This is a genomic window from Streptosporangium sp. NPDC002721 (assembly GCF_042888905.1).
In the GTDB taxonomy this organism is placed as follows: Bacteria; Actinomycetota; Actinomycetes; order Streptosporangiales; family Streptosporangiaceae; genus Streptosporangium.
In genome coordinates, this window is record NZ_JBIAQI010000060.1 from 1 (window position 1) to 24,573 (window position 24,573).

Annotated in this window: 23 protein-coding genes and 2 tRNA genes; 16 read left to right on the top strand and 9 right to left on the bottom strand. The window is 69.3% G+C overall.

Going from position 1 to position 24,573, the window contains the following annotated elements; translation table 11 throughout:
- Positions 1 to 341: 341 nt before the first annotated feature.
- Entirely contained in the window at positions 342 to 1,319 is a 978-nt protein-coding gene (nudC, locus tag ACFYWM_RS43410) for an NAD(+) diphosphatase (protein ID WP_389927361.1), read from the top strand.
- Positions 1,320 to 1,480: 161 nt separating this feature from the next.
- On the opposite strand, the gene ACFYWM_RS43415 is transcribed toward nudC, so the two are convergent.
- Positions 1,481 to 1,735, bottom strand: coding sequence for a glutaredoxin domain-containing protein (locus tag ACFYWM_RS43415; protein ID WP_389927363.1), 255 nt, complete (start codon positions 1,733 to 1,735; stop codon positions 1,481 to 1,483).
- 78 nt (positions 1,736 to 1,813) lie between these two features.
- A complete protein-coding gene (locus ACFYWM_RS43420) occupies positions 1,814 to 3,022 on the bottom strand; it encodes an alpha/beta hydrolase (RefSeq protein ID WP_389927366.1) in 1,209 nt (402 codons plus the stop codon).
- A gap of 176 nt (positions 3,023 to 3,198) precedes the next feature.
- Between ACFYWM_RS43420 and ACFYWM_RS43425 the strand changes: the two genes are divergently transcribed.
- The 5 genes from ACFYWM_RS43425 (at position 3,199) to ACFYWM_RS43445 (ending at position 7,232) form a co-directional block, all read left to right on the top strand.
- Positions 3,199 to 5,271 carry an ATP-dependent DNA helicase UvrD2 gene (locus ACFYWM_RS43425; protein ID WP_389927368.1) on the top strand — a complete coding sequence of 691 codons (2,073 nt, stop codon included), beginning with the start codon at positions 3,199 to 3,201 and terminating at the stop codon, positions 5,269 to 5,271.
- Positions 5,268 to 6,134, top strand: a complete 867-nt coding sequence (gene tesB, locus ACFYWM_RS43430) for an acyl-CoA thioesterase II (protein WP_389927371.1) — start codon at positions 5,268 to 5,270, stop codon at positions 6,132 to 6,134. Before ACFYWM_RS43425 ends, tesB begins: the two co-directional genes overlap by 4 nt.
- Before the next feature lie 130 nt (positions 6,135 to 6,264).
- Positions 6,265 to 6,549, top strand: a complete 285-nt coding sequence (locus ACFYWM_RS43435; protein WP_389927374.1) for a hypothetical protein — start codon at positions 6,265 to 6,267, stop codon at positions 6,547 to 6,549.
- A 128-nt stretch (positions 6,550 to 6,677) separates the two neighbouring features.
- On the top strand, positions 6,678 to 6,947 hold the full coding sequence (locus tag ACFYWM_RS43440; protein WP_329085648.1) for a WhiB family transcriptional regulator: 270 nt from the start codon (positions 6,678 to 6,680) through the stop codon (positions 6,945 to 6,947).
- Between the two features lie 90 nt (positions 6,948 to 7,037).
- Complete coding sequence (locus ACFYWM_RS43445; RefSeq protein ID WP_389927376.1) at positions 7,038 to 7,232, top strand: hypothetical protein; 195 nt, start codon at positions 7,038 to 7,040, stop codon at positions 7,230 to 7,232.
- Positions 7,233 to 7,549: 317 nt separating this feature from the next.
- On the opposite strand, the gene ACFYWM_RS43450 is transcribed toward ACFYWM_RS43445, so the two are convergent.
- The gene (locus ACFYWM_RS43450; RefSeq protein ID WP_389927379.1) at positions 7,550 to 8,887 is read right to left on the bottom strand and encodes an ABC1 kinase family protein; all 1,338 of its coding nucleotides are present in this window, start codon (positions 8,885 to 8,887) and stop codon (positions 7,550 to 7,552) included.
- A gap of 63 nt (positions 8,888 to 8,950) precedes the next feature.
- Positions 8,951 to 10,051, bottom strand: a complete 1,101-nt coding sequence (locus ACFYWM_RS43455) for a ThiF family adenylyltransferase (protein ID WP_389927381.1) — start codon at positions 10,049 to 10,051, stop codon at positions 8,951 to 8,953.
- A 588-nt stretch (positions 10,052 to 10,639) separates the two neighbouring features.
- Here ACFYWM_RS43455 and ACFYWM_RS43460 point away from each other — a divergent pair.
- The 3 genes from ACFYWM_RS43460 to ACFYWM_RS43470 all read left to right on the top strand — a co-directional run bounded on the left by ACFYWM_RS43460 (position 10,640) and on the right by ACFYWM_RS43470 (position 12,678).
- The gene (locus ACFYWM_RS43460; RefSeq protein ID WP_389927384.1) at positions 10,640 to 11,425 is read left to right on the top strand and encodes an enoyl-CoA hydratase/isomerase family protein; all 786 of its coding nucleotides are present in this window, start codon (positions 10,640 to 10,642) and stop codon (positions 11,423 to 11,425) included.
- Positions 11,426 to 11,566: 141 nt separating this feature from the next.
- The gene (locus tag ACFYWM_RS43465; protein WP_389927387.1) at positions 11,567 to 12,082 is read left to right on the top strand and encodes a M48 family metallopeptidase; all 516 of its coding nucleotides are present in this window, start codon (positions 11,567 to 11,569) and stop codon (positions 12,080 to 12,082) included.
- Positions 12,079 to 12,678: a hypothetical protein gene (locus tag ACFYWM_RS43470; RefSeq protein WP_389927390.1), complete on the top strand. Its 600-nt coding sequence runs from the start codon at positions 12,079 to 12,081 to the stop codon at positions 12,676 to 12,678. Before ACFYWM_RS43465 ends, ACFYWM_RS43470 begins: the two co-directional genes overlap by 4 nt.
- 65 nt (positions 12,679 to 12,743) lie before the next feature.
- Here the strand turns inward: ACFYWM_RS43470 and ACFYWM_RS43475 are convergent, their stop codons facing one another.
- The 3 genes from ACFYWM_RS43475 to ACFYWM_RS43485 all read right to left on the bottom strand — a co-directional run bounded on the left by ACFYWM_RS43475 (position 12,744) and on the right by ACFYWM_RS43485 (position 15,779).
- The gene (locus ACFYWM_RS43475; protein ID WP_389927393.1) at positions 12,744 to 13,745 is read right to left on the bottom strand and encodes an endonuclease/exonuclease/phosphatase family protein; all 1,002 of its coding nucleotides are present in this window, start codon (positions 13,743 to 13,745) and stop codon (positions 12,744 to 12,746) included.
- Positions 13,746 to 13,908: 163 nt separating this feature from the next.
- On the bottom strand, positions 13,909 to 14,454 hold the full coding sequence (locus ACFYWM_RS43480; RefSeq protein ID WP_389927396.1) for an NUDIX hydrolase: 546 nt from the start codon (positions 14,452 to 14,454) through the stop codon (positions 13,909 to 13,911).
- Positions 14,451 to 15,779: a zinc-dependent metalloprotease gene (locus ACFYWM_RS43485; RefSeq protein WP_389927399.1), complete on the bottom strand. Its 1,329-nt coding sequence runs from the start codon at positions 15,777 to 15,779 to the stop codon at positions 14,451 to 14,453. The genes ACFYWM_RS43480 and ACFYWM_RS43485 overlap by 4 nt, the downstream gene beginning before the upstream one ends.
- 79 nt (positions 15,780 to 15,858) lie before the next feature.
- Between ACFYWM_RS43485 and ACFYWM_RS43490 the strand changes: the two genes are divergently transcribed.
- From ACFYWM_RS43490 to ACFYWM_RS43520, 7 genes are all read left to right on the top strand, one after another.
- Positions 15,859 to 16,932, top strand: a complete 1,074-nt coding sequence (locus tag ACFYWM_RS43490) for an NAD-dependent epimerase/dehydratase family protein (RefSeq protein WP_389927418.1) — start codon at positions 15,859 to 15,861, stop codon at positions 16,930 to 16,932.
- Positions 16,933 to 17,091: 159 nt separating this feature from the next.
- The gene (locus tag ACFYWM_RS43495) at positions 17,092 to 17,517 is read left to right on the top strand and encodes a molybdenum cofactor biosynthesis protein MoaE (protein WP_389927402.1); all 426 of its coding nucleotides are present in this window, start codon (positions 17,092 to 17,094) and stop codon (positions 17,515 to 17,517) included.
- A gap of 83 nt (positions 17,518 to 17,600) precedes the next feature.
- Positions 17,601 to 18,647: a PDZ domain-containing protein gene (locus ACFYWM_RS43500; RefSeq protein WP_389927405.1), complete on the top strand. Its 1,047-nt coding sequence runs from the start codon at positions 17,601 to 17,603 to the stop codon at positions 18,645 to 18,647.
- Between the two features lie 288 nt (positions 18,648 to 18,935).
- Positions 18,936 to 21,896, top strand: coding sequence for a UPF0182 family protein (locus tag ACFYWM_RS43505; protein ID WP_389927408.1), 2,961 nt, complete (start codon positions 18,936 to 18,938; stop codon positions 21,894 to 21,896).
- Positions 21,897 to 21,970: 74 nt separating this feature from the next.
- Positions 21,971 to 22,044 (top strand) — tRNA-Met (locus ACFYWM_RS43510).
- A 573-nt stretch (positions 22,045 to 22,617) separates the two neighbouring features.
- A tRNA-Met gene (locus tag ACFYWM_RS43515) sits at positions 22,618 to 22,694 on the top strand.
- A 197-nt stretch (positions 22,695 to 22,891) separates the two neighbouring features.
- Positions 22,892 to 23,263, top strand: coding sequence for a PH domain-containing protein (locus ACFYWM_RS43520; protein ID WP_389927411.1), 372 nt, complete (start codon positions 22,892 to 22,894; stop codon positions 23,261 to 23,263).
- An 89-nt stretch (positions 23,264 to 23,352) separates the two neighbouring features.
- Here the strand turns inward: ACFYWM_RS43520 and ACFYWM_RS43525 are convergent, their stop codons facing one another.
- A complete protein-coding gene (locus tag ACFYWM_RS43525) occupies positions 23,353 to 23,586 on the bottom strand; it encodes a hypothetical protein (RefSeq protein WP_389927413.1) in 234 nt (77 codons plus the stop codon).
- 53 nt (positions 23,587 to 23,639) lie between these two features.
- The gene (locus tag ACFYWM_RS43530; RefSeq protein ID WP_389927415.1) at positions 23,640 to 24,050 is read right to left on the bottom strand and encodes a hypothetical protein; all 411 of its coding nucleotides are present in this window, start codon (positions 24,048 to 24,050) and stop codon (positions 23,640 to 23,642) included.
- Between the last annotated feature and the right edge of the window lie 523 nt (positions 24,051 to 24,573).

Sequence of the window (24,573 nt, forward strand, 5' to 3'; positions counted from 1 at the left end):
CCCCGCGCCCCACATACCCCAAATCGTTTTCGTTTTGCGCGTGTTGCGGGCCGCCACCACAAAACGGGGTGCACCGGTCCATCTGGGGGGGGGTTACGGGGTCCCCCCCCCCGGGACCCCGCGCCTCAGCTCATGCCGAAAGAGCCCGGGAGGACCTGGAAGGCCCCGGAAGAACCTCGTACCGGAAGAGACAGGACAAAGCGCAGGGAGCAGGGGGAGGGGAGAAAAGCCGGTGATGTGCTGAGACGCGTGTTTCCCCCTCTCGCCCGTACACCGGGATGGGCGAAGAGGGCCTCGTCCGGCGGCATAGTATGTGCACTCGGTTGGGGAGGCGGAACAGCGTGGAGATCACGGCGCAAGAAGGACTGTTGGGGCCGCTGCTGCTCGCGCGCAGTGCCATCGACCGATCGGCGACGCTTCGCGGCGACGCCGAGTGGCTCGAAAGGACCTGGGCCGACAGCGCGACCAGGGTCGTGGTCGTCGACGACGGGCAGGCGCTGGTCCGGCGCAGTGGCGGAGAGGTCAGGCTGGTCCTGCTGCCCACGGCCGAGGCGCCGGAGGGCGAGCGCTACCTGCTCGGTGTCGACGCCGAGGGCATCGCCTACTTCGCCGTGGCGGCGCCGCTGGCCGACAGCGTCCACACCGGTTCCTTCGCCCGGATGGTCGCCCCGCTGGCCCCTTCGGAGCTGGGGGAGGACCAGACCCTCACCGCCGGGCTCCGCCAGGTGGGCTCGTTGCTGGGCGACCTGGACGCCGGGCTGCTGGTGTACGCGGTCGCCCTGGACGCCTGGCACTCCACCCACGAGTTCTGTCCCCGGTGCGGCGGCGGCACCGAGGTGCGCGCGGGCGGGCACGTGCGCGTCTGCCCCAAGGACGGCAGCCAGCACTTCCCCCGGGTCGACCCCGCGGTGATCATGCTGGTCCACGACGAGGACGACAGGTGCCTGCTGGCCAGGGGGCCGCAGTGGCCCGAGGGGCGGTTGTCGGTGCTGGCCGGGTTCGTCGAGCCGGGCGAGTCGCTGGAGCACGCCGTGGCGCGCGAGGTGGCCGAGGAGGTCGGGGTGCGCGTCACCGAGCCGCGCTACATGGGCAGCCAGCCCTGGCCGTTCCCGCGCAGCCTGATGCTCGGCTTCTTCGCGAGGGCCACGTCGACGGAGTTCGCCCTCGATCCCGAGGAGATCGCCGAGGCCCACTGGTTCAGCCGTGCCGAGCTGCTGGCCGCGACGAAGAGCGGCGAGGTGCGCCTGCCGTCCGAGGTGTCGATCGCCCGCAGGCTCATCGAGACCTGGTACGGCGAACCGCTGACCGGCGACTGGTAGACCCGCCCACCGGCGACCGGTGAGTCGGCCGAACCGAAGCCTCCCGGGCCGAAGTCTCCCGGGCCGAAGTCTCCCGGGGCCGGGCTCTCCCGGCAGGCGAAAGCCCCGGTGTCCGTATCCGCGTCGGCGGAAGCGGAACCGGGGCTCGGCCGCCGGAGCGGTTACACGCTCGTGCCCGCCAGAATGCGCTTGACCTCGATCACCGAGGGGTTGGTCCTCACGACCCGGCCGGTCGGGGAGTCGACCACGACGGTGGGTACGACCTGGTTGCCGTTGTTGACGCTCATGACGAACGTGGCGGCGTCCGGGTTGCTCTCGATGTCGATCTCGTTGTAGGAGATCCCCTCGCGGCTGAGCTGGCTCTTCAGTCGCTTGCAGGGGCCGCACCAGGTCGTGGTGTACACAGTCAGCGCCATGTCGTGAGAAATCCCCTCATGTGATGTCCGGCGCCATTGGCAACAAAGCGAGGGCCGTTCATCTTCCCGATGAGACGTTCATTTTCCCGATGACAACAGCTTCTCCGCGACCCACTGCTGAACCCGCTCCGCCACGCCGGGCAGCCGGTAAAGGGGCGCGCTGTGCTCGATGCCCGGCTCGGTGACGATCGTCACCGGCACGCCGACCTGGCGCAGGTGCTCCTTGAGCTGCTTGCCGTGCTCCGCCGACACGAACTCGTCCTCCGAGTGCACGACCAGCATGGGCGCGTCACCGCGGCTCGCGTGCCACGGGACCTCCATGCTCGCCCAGACCCTGGCGCACCTGCCGGTGGGCTCGCAGCCCCCGGCCAGCTTGATGGCCGACGCGCGCAGCTTGCGCTTCTCCAGGTCGTAGGTGTCGGTGCCCTCGGTGTACGCCGTGAGCGGGGAGATCACCGGGGAGATGCCGACCACGCCGCGCAGTCCGGGCAGGCCGCTCCTGTAGGTGCCCGCCGCGCCGGCCAGGTGGCCTCCGGCGGAGAAGCCGACGATCACGTAGTTGTTCGGGTCGAAGGACCACAGCGCCGCGTGCCGCCGCGCGGTGGCGATGGCGTCGAGGGTGTCGGTGCGCTGGGCCGGCCAGGAGGCGTCGGTGGAGAGGCGATAGTTGATGTTGAAGACGACGTAGCCCTGCTCGGCGTAGCTCCGGCTTATCTCCGTCATGTACTTCTTGTCGCCCGACGACCACCAGCCGCCGTGGATCAGGAAGACAGCGGGCCGCTTCAGCTCGTCGGTCTGGTACCAGACGTCCATGCGCTGGCGCACGTGCGGGCCGTACGAGACGGTGTTGACGACGGTGCCCTGGGCCAGCGGGGCGGGCTCCGGCACCGGAGGGGGCGTCGGGTTGCCGCTCTTCGGCGCACCGGTTCTCTTCGCCTGGGCCGTGCTCGCGGTGCCGGCCTTCTTCGCCTGTGTCGTGCCCGTCGCGTCGGTCCCGGTCCCGCTTCCGGTCCGGGTCTTGGCCGCGTCCGCGCCGGTCCTGCCGACACCGGCCGTGCCGACGCCCGCGACTCCCCTGCTGGCCCTCGCCATGCCGTACGTGCGGGCGTCAGCCCTGTCCGCTCCGGAGGCTCGCTCGGTACCGGTACCGGTCTTCGCCGGGCCCGGTGTTCCGCTGGGCTGGGCCGGAGCCGAGATCGCGTGGGCGTGCGCGGTCGTGTACACCACCGCGGGTCCGACCATCGCCGCCGCCAGGGCGAGCGCACCCACGGTTACCCCAGTTCGCACGGGCCTCTTCCTTCCCCGGAATTGTTCGGACCCCATTGTGGAGTAAAAAGCTCGCTTTGTGCATCTCGGCGAAGCACATAGGTTGACGGCGGCATGTTGCCAGAATGACTGATGCTTGGCCGGTGACTGGGAGGATGTTGCCGCCCGGTCCGTTCGACTGCGTGTAAGGAGACTCCGTGGAGCCCGACAACGTTCTGGCGGCACTGGACCCCGAGCAGCGTGAGGTGGCCGAAGCCGTCCGGGGACCGGTCTGCGTCCTCGCCGGAGCGGGGACGGGCAAGACCCGCGCCATCACCCACCGCATCGCGCACGCGGTCCGCAGCGGGGTGGTCGACGCCCAGGGCGTGCTGGCGGTGACGTTCACCACACGCGCGGCCGGTGAGCTCAGGCAGCGGCTGCGGCAGCTCGGCACGCCGGGCGTGCAGGCGCGCACCTTCCACGCCGCCGCGCTGCGCCAGCTCACCTACTTCTGGCCGCGCGTCATCGGCGGCGACCCGCCCAGGGTGATCGAGTCGAAGCTGCCGCTGCTCATCGACGCCTGCCGCTCCCTGCGCAAGAACCAGGACCGTTCCGAACTCCGCGACATCGCCTCCGAGATCGAGTGGGCCAAGGTCACCCAGATCGCCCCCGAGGACTACGCGGGGGCAGCCAAGAAGGCGGGCCGCACCTCGCCCGTACCCGCGGAGGAGGTCTTCCGGCTCTACGAGGCCTACGAGAACCTCCGCCGCGAGCGGCACCTGGTCGACTTCGAGACCATCCTCGAACTCACCGCGGCCGTGATGACCGAGCACCGCGAGGTCGCCTCCCAGATCCGCCAGCAGTACCGCTACTTCGTCGTCGACGAGTACCAGGACGTCAACCCGCTGCAGAAGCTGCTGCTCGACACCTGGCTCGGCGGGCGCGACGACCTGTGCGTGGTCGGCGACCCCAACCAGACGATCTACTCCTTCACCGGCGCCACGCCCCGTTACCTGACCGGCTTCTCGGTCGAGCACCCCAACGCCACCGTGATCAAACTGGTCCGCGACTACCGCTCGACCCCGCAGGTCGTCTCCCTGGCCAACCGGGTGCTCGACAGGGCACGGACCCCGCACAAGCTCGCCCTCATCGCCCAGCGCCCGGACGGCCCCGAACCGGTCTTCACCGAGTACGACGACGAGACCGCCGAGGCCGAGGGGGTGGCGCGGGCGGTCAGGAAGCTCGTCGGCGGTGGCGTGCCGACCCGCGAGATCGCCGTGCTGTTCCGGGTCAACGCCCAGTCCGAGACGTACGAGCAGGCCTTCGCCAAGGCCGGGCTGCCGTACGTGCTGCGCGGCGCCGACCGCTTCTTCGAACGGCCCGAGGTCCGTCACGCGGTCGTGCTGCTGCGCGGCGCCGCCCGGTCCTTCGAGCCCGGTGACGCGCTCGCCTCGACCGTGCACCACATCCTGTCCACCGCCGGGCTCACCCCCGAGCCCCCCGGCGGCGGCAAGGCCCGCGAGAAGTGGGAGTCGCTGAAGGCCCTGGCCGACCTCGCCGAGGACCTCGCCGCCACGGGCGCCGACCTGCCCGCCTTCGTCGCCGAGCTGGAGCGCCGGGCCGGGGAGCAGCACGCGCCGCCGGTCGAGGGGGTCACCCTGGCCTCGCTGCACGCCGCCAAGGGCCTGGAGTGGGACGCGGTCTTCCTCGTCGGCGTCACCGAGGGCATGCTGCCCATCATCTACGCCGAGACGACCGACCAGATCGAGGAGGAGCGCCGTCTCCTGTACGTCGGCGTCACCCGTGCCCGCGCTCACTTGAGCGTGTCGTGGGCACTGGCGCGCTCACCCGGCGGGCGGCGTTCCCGCAAGCCCTCCCGCTTCCTGGACGGGCTCACCGGCCGCTCCGCGCAGAAGAGCCGCGCCACCGCCCCCGCCGCGGCGGCCGACCGCCGCCAGGTCGCCGCGCCGATCAGCTGCCGGGTCTGCGGCAAGACCCTGGCCGCCGCCGCGGAACAGAAGCTCGGCAGGTGCGCCGGCTGCCCCGCCGACTACGACGAGTCGCTGCTCGCGGCGCTCAAGTCCTGGCGTACGGGGGTGGCGAAGCACGAGAAGATCCCGCAGTGGGCGATCTTCACCGACGTCACCCTCCAGGCCATCGCCGAACGGGCGCCGCACTCGGAACAGGACCTGCTGGCGATCACCGGAATAGGACGCGTCAAACTGGATCGTTACGGCGAGGCGGTGCTCGAACTGTGTCGTATCGCCGCGAACCAGACGGAGGGCGCGTGAACGAGGCGTTAAAGGAGCTTTTGGACCTGCTCGACCTGGAGCAGATCGAGCTCGACATCTTCAGAGGGCGTAGCCCGGAGGAGCGCATCCAGCGTGTCTTCGGTGGCCAGGTGGCCGCCCAGGCGCTGGTCGCCGCGGGACGGACGGTGCCCGACGACCGCGACGTCCACTCGCTGCACGCGTACTTCATCCGTCCCGGCGACCCGGCCATCCCGATCGTCTACAACGTCGAGCGGGTCCGCGACGGCCGGTCGTTCACCACCCGCCGGGTGGTGGCCGTCCAGCACGGCAAGGCGATATTCACGATGTCGGCCTCCTTCCACGTGAGGGAGACCGGTGTCGAGCACCAGGCGGTCACGATGCCCCAGGTGGTCGACCCCGAGGGCCTGCCGCTCTTCCAGGACCGGATGCTCCAGGCCGTGGGGACGGAGTCGCCGCTGCGCGAGTGGGTGTCCAGGCCGAGGCCGGTGGACGCCCGCTACGTGACCCCCCTCACCTGGGAGGCCTACCGCGACCCGGAGCTGCGCGGGTCAAACACCAACGTGTGGTTCCGCTACGACGCGGAACTGCCCGACGATCCGCTGCTGCACGTGGTGCTCGCCGCCTACGCCTCCGATTTCACCCTGGTCGACACCGTGCTGCTCACCCACGGCCTGGCGTGGGGCGCGTCCAACCTCTCCGGTGCCTCGCTGGACCACGCGATGTGGTTCCACCGTCCCTTCCGTGTGGACGAGTGGATGCTCTACGCCCAGGAGTCGCCGTGGTCGGGGGCGGCGCGCGGGCTCGCCAAGGGCGAGATGTTCACCCGGTCCGGAGAACTGGCCGTGTCGGTAGTGCAGGAGGCGATGATCCGCGTGAGATAGTCGCAAAGTCGCAGGTAGAAAATATGTTGCCCCCTCCTGGGGCCGGGGTTTAGGGTCATGCTCAAGCAAGTCGGACATCACTGTCCGACGATCAACGAATGGAGGTGAGTCCGCTGTGAGGAACATTCTGATGACGTCCCAGATGGGGCTCACTTCCGCGCGCCGTAACACCGCTCTGTCCTGCGACAGCCAGATCACCCTCGCCGGCGGCGCGGCAGCTCTGGTTCAGCAGGCCAATCCCGCCCATCTCCAGGTCGAGACCGGCCGTTGGTTCGCTCCGGTCGCCTTCCCGGCGACGGACGTCCCGGCTGCTCGCACCCGAGTGGGCGGCAGCTACGCAGCAACGACCAAGCACATCGGAAACGGTGGACTGCGCGGTCCGCAACCCTGGGGGCATCCTCCGGTCATAACCTGACCGAGGAAAAAGCCTTCAGGCCGCGGATCCGCACCCAGGATCCGCGGCCTTCTTGTTTGTCCGCGTCATTCCTGACCCCCACCCCAAGAGGTAACCGAAGATCAACACCTAGCTGAGAGGTGAAGCAGATGGGGGCCCAGACGGTCATGGACCTGATCGACGAAGCCACAATCCCCTGTCGTACCGACCCCGACCTGTGGTTCGCCGAGTCTCCGGAGGACGTGGAGTTCGCCAAGGCGCTCTGCGGGGGCTGCCCGATCCGTGAGGCCTGCCTGGCCCGCGCGCTGGAGCGCGAGGAGCCGTGGGGTGTCTGGGGCGGCGAGCTCGTCCTGCGGGGGGCGATCGTTCCCCGCAAGCGCCCGCGCGGACGTCCCCGCAAGAACCCGGTCGCTGCCTGAACAACCCGGCCACGGCCCGAACCACCGAGAACCCGAACCACCCAGAACCCGAACCACCACGAGCGGCAAGTTTCCGAAAGGACCATTCCGATGAGCTACTTCACCTCCAGAGGCCTCGACCTGTCTTCTATGCAAGAAGAACTGGTCCGTGACCGAATACGAACCCTTCACCGCGAGGCGGAGGAGCATCGCAGGGCCGCCGGCCTCAAGCGCCTCCAGCGCGCGGAGCGCGACGCGGAGCGCGCCTCGGCCCGCCTGCGGAGCGCGATCCTGCGTCTCGTCTGATCTGTCCTGCCTGTTCGGTAAGGACCGGCGGCGACGTGTAGGAGACGCACGAGAAACACGCGAAGCCGCGCGGGAGACAGATCGAAGAACGAGACGGACGAGAAAAGCGAGACAGACAAATGAGGGGTGACCCGCTTCGGCGGGTCACCCCTCAAGCGTCTGTCCGGGCCGACCGGGCCGGCCGGCCTCGTCGCGAGCATGAGTCGCGGGAGAGCCGGGAGAAAGGGCCGCGGGAGAGTTGGAGAGTCGAGAGAAGGGGCCGCAGGAGAGTCGGGAGAAGAGGCTGTGAGAGGAGGCCGTGAGAGGAGGAGAACCCCTCAGGCGCTGGTGAGGGTGGGTTCTCCGGAATCCTCGTCGGTGAATCCGGGGACCCAGCGGACGACCTCCTCGCGGAAGCGTGCGGTGGCGCCGAGCTGGCAGAGGACGCCGACCCCCGCCGCGTGCACGCGATGGATGAGGACGTACGAGGCCGGCAGGTTGAGCTGGCGCACCACGTTGCCGGGACGCAGATCGGTGGCCGTGGCGGCCTGCCGCTGGAGCCACTCCCTGCTGAAGGAGAACTCCTCCACGGCGGTCGGCTCGACGTAGGGCGCGAGGAACGCCCGCAGGGCTTCGGGGTCGATCTCGATGTGCGGCTGGATGAAGCCCTCGTCGCGCAGGCCCTGCACCACGGTCGCCATGTCGCCGTTGTTGAAGATGCGGGTCAGCTTTCCGAAGATCGGTGGGTATCCGTCGGGCATCCGGTTGACCGCGCCGAAGTCGAGCACGCACATCCGGCCGTCCTCGACGATCCGGAAGTTGCCCGGATGGGGGTCGGCGTGGAGCATGCCCACCCGTGCGGGGGAGGAGAACAGGAAACGGACGAGCTGGAGCCCGGCCCGGTCGCGCTCCTCCTGGGTGCCGTCGGTGATGATCCGCGACAGCGGGGTGCCGTCGACCCATTCGGAGACGAGCACCTGCTCGTTGGCGGCGATCACGTCCGGGATCAGGAAGTCGGGGTCGTCCTTGAACTCCAGGGCGAAGGCATGCTGGGCCTCGGCCTCGTGGAGATAGTCGAGCTCCTCGACCACCCGCTCGCGCAACTCGCTCAGGACGGCCTTGATGTCGAGGCCGGGCAGCAGCACCCCGAAGAGCTTGCCGAGCCGGGCAAGCTGGGTGAAGTCGGAGAGCAGGGCCTTTCCCGCCCCCGGATACTGGATCTTGACCGCGACCGTCCGGCCGTCGTGCCAGACCGCCTTGTGCACCTGCCCGATCGACGCGGCGGCGGCGGGCTTGTCGTCGAACGACAGGAAGTTCTCCCGCCAGTCGTCGCCCAGCTGCTCGACGAGGACCTTGTGCACGGTCGCCGCCGGAAGCGGCGGAGCCGCGTCCTGGAGTTTGGTCAGGGTGGCGCGGTAGGGGCCGGCGACCTCGGCGGGCAGCGCCGCCTCGAAGATGGACAGCGCCTGGCCGAGCTTCATCGCCCCGCCCTTGAGCTCTCCGAGAACCTTGAAGATCTGCTCGGCGGTGCGTTCCTGGATTTCCTGGGCGACGATCTCGGCGGACTTGCCCCCGATCCGTTTTCCGAGACCGAGAGCGGTGCGACCGGCGAACCCGATCGGCAGGGCCGCCAGCTTGGCGGAGCGCGCAACGGCGCGGCGCGGAAGGTCACTCACCTTGGTTGGCGGCGCATCCGCTGCTACAGCGAGACGCCGCTCCCTCCCTTCGCTGTGTGTCCGTCAGCGGCAGGTAGCCGACGCGACCATTGTTAGCGAACCCAACTCGTTTCGGAAGCAACGACATTGAGGATGAACACTCCAGGATCGCCTCTTCCAGCTCCAATCTGGCAATACTTCCAATGTGCTGTTGGTCACAACGGGTTCACGGCCGTCGATCACAGCGAGTGCGTGACCTGCGGCCGACGCCGCCACCAGCGTCGACAGCACCGTGCCACACGCGATTTCTCCCGCCGGGAAGCCACCCAGCCGGGCGCTGACGACCGGCCACCCGGGATCGCGATCCCGCCGGGTCAAATCTAAACAGTGCAGGCACGTGCTCCGTCCCGGCAGCACCAGGGGGCCGACCGACCCGGCGCCCTCGAAGGCGGTGACCAGCAGGTGCGGGACCTCCCACTCGACGAGTTCCTTGACCAGGAGGCCGTCCAGCGGCACCACCGGCGCGAGCACCGCGAGGTCCGGGGGCCTGCCCCCGTCGGCCAGCTGGGCCGCCCCGTCGCCGGTCCATGCCGTGAGACCGGGCGCGAGCCTCTTGGCCACCGCGACCGCGCCGTCCTGCCTGCTCATTCCCACCTCCGTCCAGCCGAGACCGCCGGGGACGACATCATGTCGACGCGCCGTACCGGGATCGATGACGCAGATCCGGCCGACCCCGGAGGCGGCGAGCAGGCAGACGACCTGCGCGCCCACCCGGCCGGCGCCGTAGACCCGCACCCGGGCGTCTCGCCGGCGCTCCAGCGCGGCGAGCCCGCCGTCGATCGTGCCCGGAGTGAGGGAGAGCACGTCAAGGTCTGGCTGGAGCCGATCGCGCTCGGCCATCGCGAGCGTGCGCAGCGGGCCCGGACCCACACCCGCGTCCTCCACCACACCCCGGCTGACCAGCAGGTCGAGCAGGGTCCGGCCGTGCTCCTCGCCGAGGCCCACCCGGGCTGCGTCGGCCAGCACACCCGCGAGATCCCGTACGCCGTCGAGGCTCTCCACCCAGCGGCGGACATCGGGTTCGAGGTCGGTCAGCACCACCGAGTGGCGGGGATGCAGTCCGAACTGCAGGGTGCGCCCGTCACGGGCGACACGGCGCAGAGCGGGCTTCAGTCGTGGTCGCATCGGAGAGCCTTTCTTCGGGACGGCCCGCGGGCGAGCCGGTGAGGACAGGGGGACGTGCCAGGGGGAACAGGAAATGACCATGGAGACGGAAGTCGAGAGCCGGGAAGCGGAGGATGAGCAGGGGGCAGGAAACGACCAAGGGGACGGGAGCGGCGAGCCGGGGAACAGGGGGATGAGCAGGTCGGAGGTGGTCGGAGGGGCTGGGGTGTGGCTGGGTGTGCCAGCGTGGCATGGCCCCACAGGGCCCCGGGCGGCTTTTCCCTCGCCTGTGGATAACTCCCGCCCTGTGGATAACTCGCCTTTCGAGAGCACCCCGAGACCTCCCTTTCACACCCTGAAGCGCACGCCCGGAACCTCCGCTCCGGGACGAGGAAAATCCGCGTCACTGAAGCGGGAAATCTCCGCTTTGACGTCCAAGGCAGGAAGTGATCAAGGAGACAGACCCCGGTGAGACCGCGGATCACAGCGGGCCCAGCAGGTGAGCCCTGCAGACGGGGCCGAAAGACGGGGCCGAAAGACGGGGCCGGTAAACCCGGTAAACAGGGCCGGGAAGCGGTGCGCGGGAGAGGGTGGGTTACGCTCCCCGGCATGGACGAGCTCTTGATCGACCGGCGTGACGACGGCGTCGCGGTGCTCACTCTGAACCTCCCCGATCGGCGCAACGCGATGACCGACGGAATGACCGCCCGGTGGCGGACCGCCATCGCCGATCTCGCGGCGGATCGCGATCTCAGATGCGTCGTCGTCACCGGGGCGGGAAACGCGTTCTGTTCCGGGGGAGACCTGTCCTGGCTCGCCGAGCGGGCCGAGGAGGGGGTGCCCGCGCTGCGCGAGCGGATGCTCGGTTTCTACCGGACCTGGCTGGCGATCGCCGACCTGGAGGTGCCGACCATCGCCGCCGTCAACGGAGCGGCCGTCGGGGCGGGACTGTGTCTCGCCCTCGCCTGCGACCTGGTCTACGCCGCCGAGGAGGCCAAGCTGCTCGTTCCCTTCACCTCGCTCGGCCTGCACCCCGGCATGGCGGCCACCTACCTGCTGCCCAGGGTCGCGGGGGTGGTCGTGGCCAGGGAGATGTTGCTCACGGGACGGACGATGACTGGCGCGGAGGCGGCTCCCGCGGGATTGGTGACCAGGGCGTTCCCCCGCGAGTCGCTGATGGCCGAGGTGATGGGGATCGCGTCGCGTACGGCGGCCAACGCGCCGGTCGCCACCCGGCTCACCAAGATCGCTCTGGCGGGCGGCGGGCACGCCGACCTCGACGCCGCGCTGCGCTGGGAATCCCTCGCCCAGCCGGTCACGATGATCTCCGACGACATGCGTGAAGGGCTGGCGGCCCAGAGAGAACGGCGGGCCCCGCGATTCGGCAACGCATGAGACGGCTGATATCCAGGTTAATTAGATAAGTCGCGGTCATAGTTGATCACCCGTGTTGAACAATCGACGAACGGGGATTGACCAGCGGGAACGTGTTCTACCCCCTGGTGTGAATTCGTCATTCTCGGCTACCGTTCATATGTGCCCCCCGAGACAGTCGAGGTCCGCCGCAGTTCTCGCCGCCGGCGGACGGTTTCTGCGTACCGCGACGGCGAGAAAACGATCGTGCTCCTCCCCGCCGGTCTGAGTAGCACCGATGAGGAACAATGGGTGCGCCGTATGCTCGATCGCCTCGCGGCCAAGGAGCAGCGCAGACGTCCCTCCGACGACGATCTCCTCGATCGGGCCGTCGATCTGTCGGCCCGCTATCTGAGCGGGGAGGCGAAGCCGTCCAGCGTGCGCTGGGTGGAGAACCAGCAGCACCGCTGGGGCTCGTGCACCCCTGATCACGGCACCATCAGGATCTCCACGCGGCTGCGGGGCATGCCGTCGTGGGTGGTCGACTACGTGATCATGCATGAGCTCGTCCACCTGCTGGTGCCGAGTCACGGCTCGCGCTTCTGGGCGCTTGTGGAACGCTATCCCAAGGCCGAGCGGGCGCGAGGCTTCCTGGAGGGATTCTCCACGGCGGCCCACGGTTCCGCGGAGGAATGTTGACGGAAGATCGAGTGGTGGCCGTCCTCGTCACGCCCTCCGTGGCTGACGCGGCCCCCCCGGGGATCGACGCCGCCGACTTCCTCACGGCCGTCGCCGAGGACACCTACGAGCTCGTCGCCGGCCTGGACTTCGTCTCACCCGTCGTGGTGACGAGCGTCCGGGGCATGGAGGAGATCGTCTGGCCGGGCACCCCGGTCGTCGAGATCCCCGACCTTTCCGGCAGAGCCCTGGTCGAGGCCGCCTTCGCGGCCCTGCCGTACGGCGAGCAGGCGGTCCTGCTGAGCGCGGCCGCGCCCGACCTGCCCCCGCTGCTCATCGGCAAGCTCTTCCGCGAGCTCGGCCGGGCCAGGATCGCCGTCTGCCCCGACGCGGGTGGCGGCACGGTGGCGCTCGCCGCCCACCTGCCCTATCCGGACTGGGCCGCGATAGGTTTCGACGACCTTGACCCGATCAAGGCGCTTCGCGCCTCGGCGCCAGGCAGCCGCCTGGTCGCGAGGGGCCCCGGCTGGCACCGCCTGCGCGCTCCCGGCGACATCGGCCTCCTCGACCCGGGCCTGGAAGGCTGGGACAACACCCGGGCACTGCTCTCGCCCTGAGCCCTCGAACGATCGAACGATCGAGCCCCCGGGCACCCGCACGGCCCCGTCCGGAAGACCGCCCCTCAGGGCGGGGGCAGGCGCAGGTCGGCGAAGACGGCCCGGTGGTCGGTCCCGGGAACGGTGTGCACGCTGACCGTGTTCACCCCCACCCGCCGGTCCGCCACGATGTGGTCGATCGTGATCAGCGCCGGGATGCGCTTGTTCACCGGCCACGTGGGGGTGAGGCCCTCACCGGCGCTGTCGGCCGCGTCCAGATAGCCGCGGCTCAGGAAACGGCGCATGGCCGCGTGGTCGAGGCTGGCGTTGAAGTCGCCCGCGAGGATGCGGATCGTGTCGGGCGCGGCAGAGGGCAGGGCGTCCAGCGCCGCCGTCCAGTCGTACACCTGCCTGCCCAGCGGCGGGAAGGGATGCACGTCGACGATCTCGACGGGCTTGGCGCCGGGCACGGTCATCAGCGCGGCGGGCATGTTGTGCCCGATCGCCTCGAACAGGTCCTTCCGGGCGGTCATCGGATACCGCGCGTACAGGCCGCTGCCCCCGGCGCTCCACTCCGGCTCCAGCACCTGGTATGGCAGGATCTTCTCCAGCCCGGCCGCCTCCAGCTTCTCGACCATCCCCGGTGTCAGCTCCTGGGTGCTGAGCACGTCCGGGTTCAACCGCCGGACCAGGTCCATCACGGCGCCGGTCTCGGCGTGCCCGAACAGCGTGTTGAGCGTCAGCACCCGCAAAGGCGTCCCCGTCACGGGATCCCCGGAGCGGATGGCCCTGGGAAGCACGCTCAGTCCGAGCGCCGTGGTGGTGATCAGCGCCACGGCCGTCGCCGCCCGGTTGCGGGTCAGCGCGGACAGCAGCACCGGCACGAGCGAGGCCGCGGCCACGTACGGGGTGCCGGTCATGAGCTGGGTGGTCAGCGAGTCGCGTTCGAGCCCGGCCACCCGGGCCACCGCCCAGGCGGCGAACGGCGTCACCGCGGCCCAGGCGAGGGTTCTGGGAATCCTCCAGCGCCGGCGCCGCGCCGGCGGCACGACCGTACCCCCGGCGCCCCCGACGCCCCTGTCAGCCACGATGTCCACACTCACAGTGCCCCGATCCGCTCCGTACAGCCTGATGGGAACGAAGATATCCGGGGAAAGGTGAGACAAGCGTAAAACGGTCCAATGCCCTCGGCCCGTACCCAGGGCGGGCCGGGATCGGCCGCCCGACCGTCGTACGAGGCCGGGAACCCGGTCACCCGGAGCGCAGGACCTCGCGGGCGCGGCGGGCCAGGCGGCGGGTCGCCTCGTCGGAGAGCTCGGGGATCTCCTCCACCGGGAACCAGCGCAGGTCCAGCGACTCGGCACTGATCACGGCCTCGACGCCGGCGGGGGCGACCGCCCCGTACTCGACGTCGAGATGGCTGGTGTACGGCGGGTGGCACCAGACCTTGTGGCGGTCGAGTGCCAGCGGGCCCGGCAGCAGCCGCAGGCCGGGGATGCCGGACTCCTCGGTGGCCTCCCGCAGCGCCACCGCCTCCAGCGAGGTGTCGCCGCGCTCGCAGTGCCCTCCCATGGGCAGCCACATCCCGGCCTTGGGGTGCAGCGTCAGCAGCACCCGCTCCCCGTCGTGGGAGAGCACCGCGGTCGTGGCCGTCAGGTGGCCGGTGACGCACTCGCGCCACATCGCGTCGTCATTGGCGTGGACGTGCTCCAGGAACTCCTTGCGGTGGATCTCCTCCTCCGCAGTGGGCGCGGCCCACCCTGTGAGCACGTCCCTCGCGTCGGCGCGCAGGCTCACGCGCCGCCGTCCGCGCCGCCGTCGTCCTTGCGAGGCTTCTCGCCACCCTCACCAGGAGTCTCCGAAGAATCCGAAGAATCCGAAGAATCCCGGAGCGTCCCCTCCAGGGACGACAGGTCGAGCTCGGGCTCACCCCGTACGAACCTGTCAGGGTTGTCGAGGTCGTCGGCGGTGGGCATCAGGTCGGGGTGGTCCCAGACCGCGTCGCGCCCGTCGACACCCCGGTCGGCCTCCAGCGCCTGCCACAGGGCCGCGGCCTCACGCAGGCGGCGGGGCCTGAGCTCCAGGCCGACGAGCGTGGCGAAGGTCTGCTCGGCGGGGCCGCCGGTCGCCCTGCGGCGCCGTACGGTCTCCGACAGCGCGGTCGCCGAGGGGAGCTTGCCGTCCGCGGCGCCGTCCACGACGGTGCCGACCCAGCCCTCGACCAGGGCGAGCATGGTCTCCAGCCGGGACAGGGCGGCCTTCTGCCGCTCGGTCTCCTCGGGCTTGAGCAGGTTGCCGCCGCTCAGCGCCTGCTGGAGCTGCTCGGGGTTGTTGATGTCGAGCCCGCGCAGCTGCTCCTCGAGCGCGGACGCGTCCACCGTGATGCCCCTGGCGTACTCCTCCACGGCCCCGAGCAGGTGCGCGCGCAGCCACGGCACGTGCTGGAACAGCCGGTGGTGGGCCGCCTCGCGCAGGGCGAGGTAGAGGCGGATCTCCTCGGCGGGGGTCTCCAGACCCTGGCTGAACGCCGCGACGCCGCCGGGCAGCAGGGCGGCGTTGTCGGACAGGGGCAGGCCGATGTCGGTGGAGCCGATCACCTCGAGGGCGAGCGAACCGACGGCCTGGCCGATCTGCTGGCCGACCATCATGCCGCCCATCTGCTTCATCATCCCCATCAGCGGCCCGGCCATGGCCTGTGCCTCCGGGGGCAGACCGGTGGCGCCGAGCGTGCCGCTCATGGTCTCGACCATGCGGGCGGCGATCGGGTCACAGAGTTTCTGCCAGACCGGGACGGTCTTCTCGATCCACTCCGAACGGCTCCACGCCTGGGGATTGCTCACCCCGCTCGGCAGGGAGGTGGCCTCGTTGAGCCACAGGTCGGCCAGATTCAGGGCGTCGACGATCTGGCGCCGCTCGCCCTCCATGACACTCGGGTCGCCCTCGGCGACCACGACGTGCCGTGCGATGTTCTTCGCCATGTCCCAGTTGACGGGACCTGAGGTCGGCGGAGCGGAGAGCATGTCGGCGAACTGGCGCATTGCCGCTGCGATCTGCTCCGGGTTGCCGAACATGGCGAACGGATTCTCGTTGGGGTCGTTTTCCCGACCTGGCAAGTCAGTCACCGCTCTACCTCGTGCAGGATGGAGGAGTCCACATCCGCCACGTTATCCGTCGCATGGCGGGTCAGTGCAAAGTGAGGACCTGGTGCCTACCTCGAAACGCTCCCGGCCCCCCGTCGTCGCCGTCACCGGCGCCGCCTCGGGCATAGGCCGTGCCTTCCTCGCGAAGGTCGCCTCGTCTGCGGATTTCCGCAGGGTCGTGGCCATCGACGAGCAGCGTGGTGACGTTCCCGACGTCACCTGGCGGGTCCTCGATGTCCGAGATCCGCTCTTGGCGAACCGCATATCGGATATTGACGTACTCGTGCACTTGGCGGCCGACTACACGCTCGACGTCAACCCAGCGGAGCGGCGCGCCTACAATCTGCGAGCCGCCCAGACGGTGCTCACCGCCAGCGCCGCCGCACGGGTGCGGCGGGTCGTCCTGCTCACCAGCGCCATGGTGTACGGCGCCGTGCCCGAGAATCCCGTCCCGCTCCCCGAGGACTCCGCGGTCGCCGCCGAGCCCGACACGGGCATGGTCGGCGACCACCTGGAGATCGAGGCGCTGGCCCGCCGCTCCCTGCGCAGCCATCCCGGCCTCGGCGTGACCGTGGTCAGGCCCGCCGCGGTGGTCGGCCCCGGCGTCGACAGCGTGGTGACCCGGCACTTCGAGGCGCCCCGGCTGCTGACCGTCAAGGGATGCAGCCCTCGCTGGCAGTTCTGCCACGTGGACGACCTCGTCTCGGCCCTTGAGATGGCGGCGCTCGGCACTGTTTCGGGGGTGGTGGCCGTCGGCGGCGAGGGCTGGCTGGAGCAGGAGCAGGTCGAGGAGATCTCCGGGCTGCGCCGGCTGGAGCTGCCCGCCGGGCTGACCTTCGGGACCGCCCAGCGCCTGCACCGCCTCGGCGTCACCCCGGCCCCGGCCACCGACCTGCACTACGTCGTCTATCCCTGGGTGGTCGACTGCGCCGCGCTGCGCGAGGCCGGATGGAAGCCCCAGTGGAGCAACGAGGCCGCGTTCGAGCAGCTCCTGGAGTTGCGTGAGGGCAAGCACACCGTCGTGGGCCGCCGCCTGTCCGGCAAGGAGGCCACGCTCACCGCGGCCGGCGCCACCGTCGCCGTCCTCGGCACCGCGGCGATCGTCCGTGCCGCCCGCAAGAAGCGCCGCCCCTGACGCCCCGCGCGGGACGAACGGCCCGCTGACCCGGAAGCCGTTACGCGAACCCACACGGCTCACGGGGCAGGGCCGCTCCGAGCGGCAGGGAACCCGGACGCCTGCCCCAACAAGGCGCGCGGCCGAAGACCCTTTTTTCCGGGCGGTACGCTTTGCGGCGTGGATGTCATCCGGTTGCTCGATATTCGCGACAGCGCGCTCTCCGTCGACGAGGTGCTCGCCGCCGTCGGCGACCACGCCGCGGGCGGCACGACCGTCTTCGTCGGCACGGTGCGCGAACAGGACCACGGGAAACCGGTCACCAGCCTGTCCTACTCGGCGCACCCGAGCGCCCTGGACGAGCTCCGACGGGTGGCCCAGAAGATCGCCGCGGACTTTCCCCTGACCGCCCTGGCCGCCGTCCACCGGGTCGGCGACCTGGAGCTCGGGGACATCGCGGTCGTCGTGGCGGTCGCCGCGCCCCACCGGGGCGAGGCTTTCGAGGCCTCCCGCAGGCTGATCGACGACCTCAAGAGCCAGGTCCCCATCTGGAAGAACCAGCTTTTCACCGACGGCTCCTCGGAGTGGGTCGGGGCTTGCGAGTGACTCCGACCGGCGGGCGCGCGACCGTCGGCGCGGCGGCGTCCGGGTGCGGTTTCATGACCTGTCGTACGGCATAGGCTTTGTCCATGTCCCGACGAGCGCTGACCCTCATGGTGGCGGGCTTCCTCACGCTCATGCTCGCGCTGGTCGGCGCCGTGCTGCCGGTGCCGTACGTCGTGCTGAGCCCCGGGCCGACCGAGAACACGATCGGTGACGTCGACGGCAAGCCGGTGATCAGCGTCGAGGGGCGCCAGACGTATCCGACGGAAGGCAAGCTCAGCCTCGTCACCGTCGCCTACCAGGGCGGGCCCGGCACCAGGATCGACCTTTTCAGCGCCCTCAAGGGATGGATCGATCCCACCATCGCGGTCGTGCCCGAGGAGACGATCTTCCCTCCGGCGACCACCGCGAAGGAGGTCGAGCAGCAGAACACCCAGGAGATGACCAACTCCCAGGACGACGCGACCGCGGCGGCGCTGACGGAGTTGAAGATCCCCTACAGCTCGGTCGTGACCGTGGCCTCCACCGAGAAGGGCCTCCCGGCCGACGGGAAGTTCAAGATCGGCGACGAGATCGTCTCCGTGGACGGCACGCCCGTGTCCGACCGCGAGACCGTCTCCGCCTCCGTCCGCCGCCACAAGCCGGGCGAGCAGGTCGGTTTCGTCGTCAACCGGGGCGCCAAGAGCGAGACCATCGCCGTCCCGACCGTCGCGAGCAAGGACGGCACCCCCATCGTGGGGATCACCATGCGGGTCGGCTACAAGTTCCCCTTCCAGGTGAAGATCAACGTGGGTGACGTCGGCGGGCCGAGCGCCGGGATGATGTTCTCCCTGGGCATCATCGACAAGCTCACCCCCGGCGCGCTGACCGGCGGCAAGTCCGTCGCCGGGACCGGGACGATCACCCCGGAGGGCCAGGTCGGCCCGATCGGCGGCATCCAGCAGAAGATGGTCGGCGCCAGGAAGGCGGGGGCGACGATCTTCCTCACCCCCGACCGGAACTGCGCCGAGGCGGTCAAGGCGATCCCGGCGGGCCTCAGGCTGGTCAGGGTCTCGACCCTGCACGATGCCGTCCAGGCGGTCGACGCGCTCCGCACCGGCTCGGGCTCCGTGCCGAGCTGCCCGGCGGGCTGACCCCGGAACCGGCCGGGAGAAGACTTCAGGACCGGCCCGGAAAACGGGACACCACGCCCGATCCACGAAAAGATCAGTTTTTCCGGTCCCGGACCTCGTCGCGGGGCACTCATCAGGCCTCTCGTACGTTGGACCTGTGGACCCGAGACCAGCGGGCGTTGTGGCCGGACCGTGCCCGAAAGGCCGACCGCGACCCAACCCCCGCCGGTGTAGGTTGCCAGACACGGACCGTGCTCTTACGACAAGGGGTTGGCCTTGAGCTTCCGGACCCCCGGAGCCGGCAGGGCAATGCGCTTGCCCCGCCGGCCACGACTGCTAGTTCCCGTCGCGATCGCGCTGGTCGCGATAGTCGCGTTGTTCTTTCTCTTCGCGAGTATTTTCACCGATTACCTCTGGTACGACTCGGTCGACTACACGGCCGTCTTCTCCGGCGTGGTCGTCACGCAGATCCTCCTGTTCGCCGTCGGCGCACTGCTGATGGTCGGCATCGTCGGCGGCAACATGCTGCTGGCGTACCGGATGCGGCCGATGTTCGGCCCGGGGATGTTCGGCGGCGCCAGCGGCGCCGACCGATATCGGATGGCCCTCGACCCGCACCGCAAGCTGATCTTCCTGGTCGGCGTGGCGGTGCTCGGCCTGTTCTCGGGGTCGTCCTTCTCCGGCCAATGGAAGACCTGGCTGGAGTTCATCAACGCGACGCCGTTCGGTGAGGTCGACCCGCAGTTCAAGATCGACGTCTCCTTCTTCATGTTCACCTATCCGTTCATCCGGATGGTGCTGAACTTCCTGTTCGTCGCGGTGGTGCTCTCCGCCGTGCTCGCGGCGATCGTGCACTACCTGTACGGCGGGTTCCGCCTCCAGTCACCCGGCGTGCACGCCTCGCGCGGCGCCCGGGCGCACCTGTCGGTGCTGCTCGGCGTGTTCGTGCTGCTGAAGGCCATCGCCTACTGGGTCGACCGGTACGGGCTGGTCTTCTCCGACCGGGGATTCCGGCACGGCGCCTCCTACACCGACGTCAACGCGGTGCTCCCCGCCAAGAGCATCCTGGCGGTCATCGCCCTGATCTGCGCGGTCCTGTTCTTCGCCGGGGTCGTGCGGTCCGGCGGGATGCTGCCCGGCGTCGGCTTCGGGCTCCTGGTGCTCTCGGCCATCCTGATCGGCGGGGTCTACCCGGCCCTGGTCGAGCAGTTCCAGGTCAAGCCGAACCAGCAGGGCAAGGAGCAGGAGTACATCAAGCGCAACATCGACGCGACCCGAAAAGCCTACGGCGTGAACAACGCCGAGGTGATCGACTACACGGCTCAGGGTGACCCGGCCAAGGTCAACGTCACCGCCGACAGCTCCATCTCCGGCGTGCGCCTGCTCGACCCGAGCCTGGTCGCCAAGACCTACCAGCAGAAGCAGCGGATCCGCGGTTACTACGACTTCCACGAGCCGCTCGACGTCGACCGCTACCCCGACGCCAACGGCACGATGCGCGACACCGTCGTGGCCGTGCGAGAGCTCACCGGGCCGCCGGCGGAGCAGAACAACTGGATCAACCGGCACCTCGTCTACACCCACGGCAACGGTTTCGTGGCCGCGCCCGGCAACGAGGTCGACTCCGAGGGCCTGCCCAACTTCGACGCCAAGGACATGCCGGTCACCGGCGCCCTGGTCGAGCGGACGAAGCTCAAGGAGTCGCGGATCTACTTCGGCGAGGCACCCGCCTCCACCGAGTACGTCGTCGTCGGCGGCACCGGCCAGCGGAACCAAGAGCTCGACTACCCCGAGAGCGGCGGCACCGGCCAGAAGAACACCACCTACGACGGCAAGGGCGGCGTCCCGGTCGGGTCCTTCCTCAACCGGATGCTCTACGCCGCCAAGTACGGCGAGATCAACCTGCTGCTGTCGGGTGACGTCAACGCGAACTCCAAGATCCTCTATGAGCGCAACCCGCTGGGCCGGATCGCCAAGGTGGCGCCGTTCCTGAGCCTGGACGACAACCCCTACCCGGCCATCGTCGGCGGCAGGGTCGTCTGGATCGCCGACGCGTACACCACGTCCAACGCCTACCCGTACTCCCAGAGCAAGAGCCTGGAGGCGATGACGCGCGACACCGTCACCGACCCGCGCCTGGTGGTCCCGCAGCCGCGTGACCAGATCAACTACATGCGCAACTCGGTGAAGGCGATGGTGGACGCCTACGACGGCACCGTCAGCCTGTACGCCTGGGACGAGAAGGACCCCATCCTGCAGACCTGGCGCAAGGCCTTCCCCGGCGTCATCAAGTCGCAGACGGAGATGTCGACCGAGCTCAAGCAGCACCTCCGCTACCCGGAGAAGCTGTTCAAGGTCCAGCGTGACGTGCTCTCCCAGTACCACATCTCCGACCCGAACGCCTTCTACAGCGGCCAGGACTTCTGGAACGTCCCGAACGACCCGTCGTCCGGCGACCGCGACACCAAGCAGCCGCCGTACTACCTTTCGGTCAAGATGCCGAAGACCGCGGCGCCGTCGTTCTCGCTGACCACCACGTTCGTGCCGCGCCAGGGGCCCAACCTGGCGGCGTTCATGGCCGTGGACGCCACCCCGGGAGCCGACTACGGGAAGCTGCGCATCCTGCGCATGCCGTCCAACACCACGATCCCCGGACCCGGCCAGGTACAGAACAACTTCCAGAACAAGTTCTCCGGCGAGCTCAACCTGCTCGGCCTCGGCCAGGCGAAGGTGCGCTACGGCAACCTGCTGACCCTGCCGTTCGCCGACGGCCTGGTCTACGTCGAACCGGTCTACGTGGAGATCGCGGCCGCCTCCGGCCAGGAGCCGTACCCGATCCTCCGCCGCGTCCTGGTGGCCTACGGCAGCAAGGTCGGTTCGGCCGACACGCTCAAGGGCGCGCTGGAGCAGGTCTTCGGCAACGGCACCCAGGCCGCGCCACAGGAGGAGGCCAAGCCCGGCGAGGCGAAGCCGGAGGAGGCCAAGCCCGCCACCGCGCTCGCCCAGGCCATTGACGAGGCGCAGGCGGCGTACAACAAGGCACAGGAAGCCCTCCGGGAGAACCCGCCGAACTGGGTCGACTACGGCAACGCCCAGAAGGAGCTCCAGGCGGCCCTGGCGAAGCTGAAGGGCACCGAGGCGACAACTGGTGCCACCCCCACCCCGTCGCCCTCTGTGTCAGGCACTCCGGCCCCGTCGGCGACACCATCGGTGACACCGTCCGCCACACCGGCCCCGTCGGCCACCCCGACACCCGCACCGAGTTCCTAGGAGACATCCGAGGGCCCAGCGCTATTCGATTCGCTTCCCCCACCAAAGCCGGGTATGGTTAAGACATACACCGACGCGGGGTGGAGCAGCTCGGTAGCTCGCTGGGCTCATAACCCAGAGGTCGCAGGTTCAAATCCTGTCCCCGCTACAAAAGAAGGCCCCGGTCACCGGAAACGGTGACCGGGGCCTTTGCTTTGCCCTTTTCTGCCCCCTCCGCGAAGACCGGCCTTTCCTTCGAAGGGCCTCTTCCGAAAACCCGCTGCCCTCGAAGACCGGGCGCGCCTCATGAAACGCGCCCACGCCGACGGGTACGCGGGTCCATGCCACGAGGGGCCGTACCCAGGGGCCTCCCGGCCCCACAGGCCCTCGCGAGGGGGCTGAGACCAGGAGAGCCCCCGGTGGCGTCAAGGACGCCCGGAACCGGCACGGGTGTCCTGCCCGGTCGGTGACCGTGGTGTCACCCTGACGCCCCGGCCGTGACCTCGGCCGGGCCTCGTCCTCCTGCTCGACGGCTTCGCACGATCGACGACCGGGAGCCGGCATCGTCGTCATCCACGTGCCTCCGACCTCGGGGTTCATCGTCCTCACCCCGATCGCACCGACCTGGATGATCATTTGAATGTCCGATTTTCCGCAGGTGTGGCGAAGGCGCGCCACCTCGCGTTCCCGCGTCGATTTGCAGCCGGAGGGGGATTCCGGATATTGTTCAAACACACACCGACGCGGGGTGGAGCAGTTCGGTAGCTCGCTGGGCTCATAACCCAGAGGTCGCAGGTTCAAATCCTGTCCCCGCTACCAATCGAAAGGCCCTGATCTTCCAAGATCAGGGCCTTTCGCATTTCCGGCAATCGGGAACCCGCGTGCCGTGGCATCACGCCGCCGTACGTGCCGGGCGGCCGGGAGCCGCTGAGTCCAAACGTCACTTCGAGAGGGCAGATGTGGCCGAAACGTCCGAACCCGTCCTGCGCTGGCGCGTGCGCCGCGATTTCCTCATCATGAAGATCGTCGCTGCGCTCGCCTTCGCGGTGCTCACGGTGCTGACCCTCGGCGACCCCCGAGGCGCGATCCTGGCGGGTACCGCGTCCGCCGTCCTGGCGGTGCTGGCGGTGCGCGACATCCTCGCTCCGGTCCGGCTGACCGCCGACGGCGAGGGCCTCGTCGTGGTGAAGGGCTTCGCCGGATCGGAACGGGTGCCGTGGAGATCCGTCGAGCGCATCCGGGTGGACACACGGACCCGCTTCACCTCGCGTACGGAACTTCTGGAGATCGACACGGGGGAGAACATCCACCTCCTCAGCCGGTTCGACCTGGGAGTGCCGTGCGGGCAGGTGGCCGACGAGCTCCGCTCGTTCCGGACGGGTTCATAGCCTGTAGGCCTCGGGCGTCCCCGGTCGCGCCGCGGCCGGGACCCGGCGCCGGTGGGCGGCTGCCGGGCCTCGGCCCGCGATGGCGTTCGTCAGGCTCTGGCCCGCATACGGCGATGTCTCGGGACGAAGCCGGACTTGGTGCGGCGTACCAGCAGGCTCGCCTTGTAGAGAGCCCAGCAGGTGAGGAAGGCCCCGAAGGAGACCTGCCCGATCCACGTCCACGCCGCGGTCTCGACGGCCGCGAACATCACTACACCGGTCCAGACAAAGCCGAAGACGCCCACGAGGGTCGCCGCAGCCCAATTCAGCCCTCGCTGCAACATGCCTGGAGTCTTACAGATCTTGGTTCAAGACCAGGTCAATGACGCGGAACGCCTCATCGCGGGAGGCTACGGCTTGTGCCGGCACACCTCCGCGCGCGAGACCCGCCGGTGTTCATCGGGGTCGCTCCGAGGGGAGTCTCCTCGAGACAGGCCAGCAACGCCGCCGCGGTGTGGGCGTCGGCGAGGATCCGGTTCACCTCGTCCTCGGATGTCGGGAGCTGGCCGCGCTTGGCGAGCTCGTCGGTGAGGAAGGTCAACGGCTCCGGATAGCCGGCCGCCTCCGCGGCGACCGTCGCCCGAGCCGCAGTGAGGAGACGCAGATAGTAGGCGCGGAGGGTCGCCTCCCTCATTCGTGCGTCTTCAAGGTCGTTAAGCAGAGACCTGGCAACCCTCAGTAGGTCACCTGGATGGTCGGCCTCCGCGTCGATGTGCGCGCGGATGTCGTCGAACTCCGAGCGGGTCATGGTGCTCACCTCCACGGCGGAGTCAGGATCCTGACCCTCGCGCCTACTTCGTATCCAGAGTCGATTGCGAATGGCTTGACGTCTGGTTGCGCGCTTCGACTTCCTATGACTGTTTGGGACGCGCGAGTCTCCGGGATGGTTGGCAAGTTGTCTCTGTGACGTGAGAGTCCTGGTAGTGTTCTTTCCGCAGGGCAACGGAGTCCCAGGTTTAAACCTCCTGAGGCGGACGAACTGCCCAGCAAAACCCTCTCTGATCCCGGCAAATCGGGCGTGTCCGTACGATTGGACAACGACCGGATGTCGGAGTAAGTTAGAGGGGTTGCCCTGGAAACGGGGTGGTCGTAATCCTAGCGGGTTCGATCGGATCGCGTCGAGCGTCGGGAAAACCGACAGTTTGACACGAAACCGGCACTCCCGATAAGATTACAACACGAAATGGAACGCCCCGGAGTTCGGGCCTGGCTGATCGGCTGGGTTTGGGTGATGGTGTACGCGTCCGTTTCTTGAGAACTCAACAGTGTGT

Bases quoted from the DNA above. Each gene is read 5' to 3' on its own strand.
- ACFYWM_RS43415 (WP_389927363.1), bottom strand. From the start codon at position 1,735: ATGGCGCTGACTGTGTACACCACGACCTGGTGCGGCCCCTGCAAGCGA.
- ACFYWM_RS43435 (WP_389927374.1), top strand. From the start codon at position 6,265: ATGACGTCCCAGATGGGGCTCACTTCCGCGCGCCGTAACACCGCTCTG.
- ACFYWM_RS43440 (WP_329085648.1), top strand. From the start codon at position 6,678: ATGGGGGCCCAGACGGTCATGGACCTGATCGACGAAGCCACAATCCCC.
- ACFYWM_RS43445 (WP_389927376.1), top strand. From the start codon at position 7,038: ATGAGCTACTTCACCTCCAGAGGCCTCGACCTGTCTTCTATGCAAGAA.
- ACFYWM_RS43455 (WP_389927381.1), bottom strand. From the start codon at position 10,051: ATGCGACCACGACTGAAGCCCGCTCTGCGCCGTGTCGCCCGTGACGGG.
- ACFYWM_RS43460 (WP_389927384.1), top strand. From the start codon at position 10,640: ATGGACGAGCTCTTGATCGACCGGCGTGACGACGGCGTCGCGGTGCTC.
- ACFYWM_RS43500 (WP_389927405.1), top strand. From the start codon at position 17,601: ATGTCCCGACGAGCGCTGACCCTCATGGTGGCGGGCTTCCTCACGCTC.
- ACFYWM_RS43505 (WP_389927408.1), top strand. From the start codon at position 18,936: ATGCGCTTGCCCCGCCGGCCACGACTGCTAGTTCCCGTCGCGATCGCG.
- ACFYWM_RS43520 (WP_389927411.1), top strand. From the start codon at position 22,892: ATGAAGATCGTCGCTGCGCTCGCCTTCGCGGTGCTCACGGTGCTGACC.
- ACFYWM_RS43525 (WP_389927413.1), bottom strand. From the start codon at position 23,586: ATGTTGCAGCGAGGGCTGAATTGGGCTGCGGCGACCCTCGTGGGCGTC.
- ACFYWM_RS43530 (WP_389927415.1), bottom strand. From the start codon at position 24,050: ATGACCCGCTCGGAGTTCGACGACATCCGCGCGCACATCGACGCGGAG.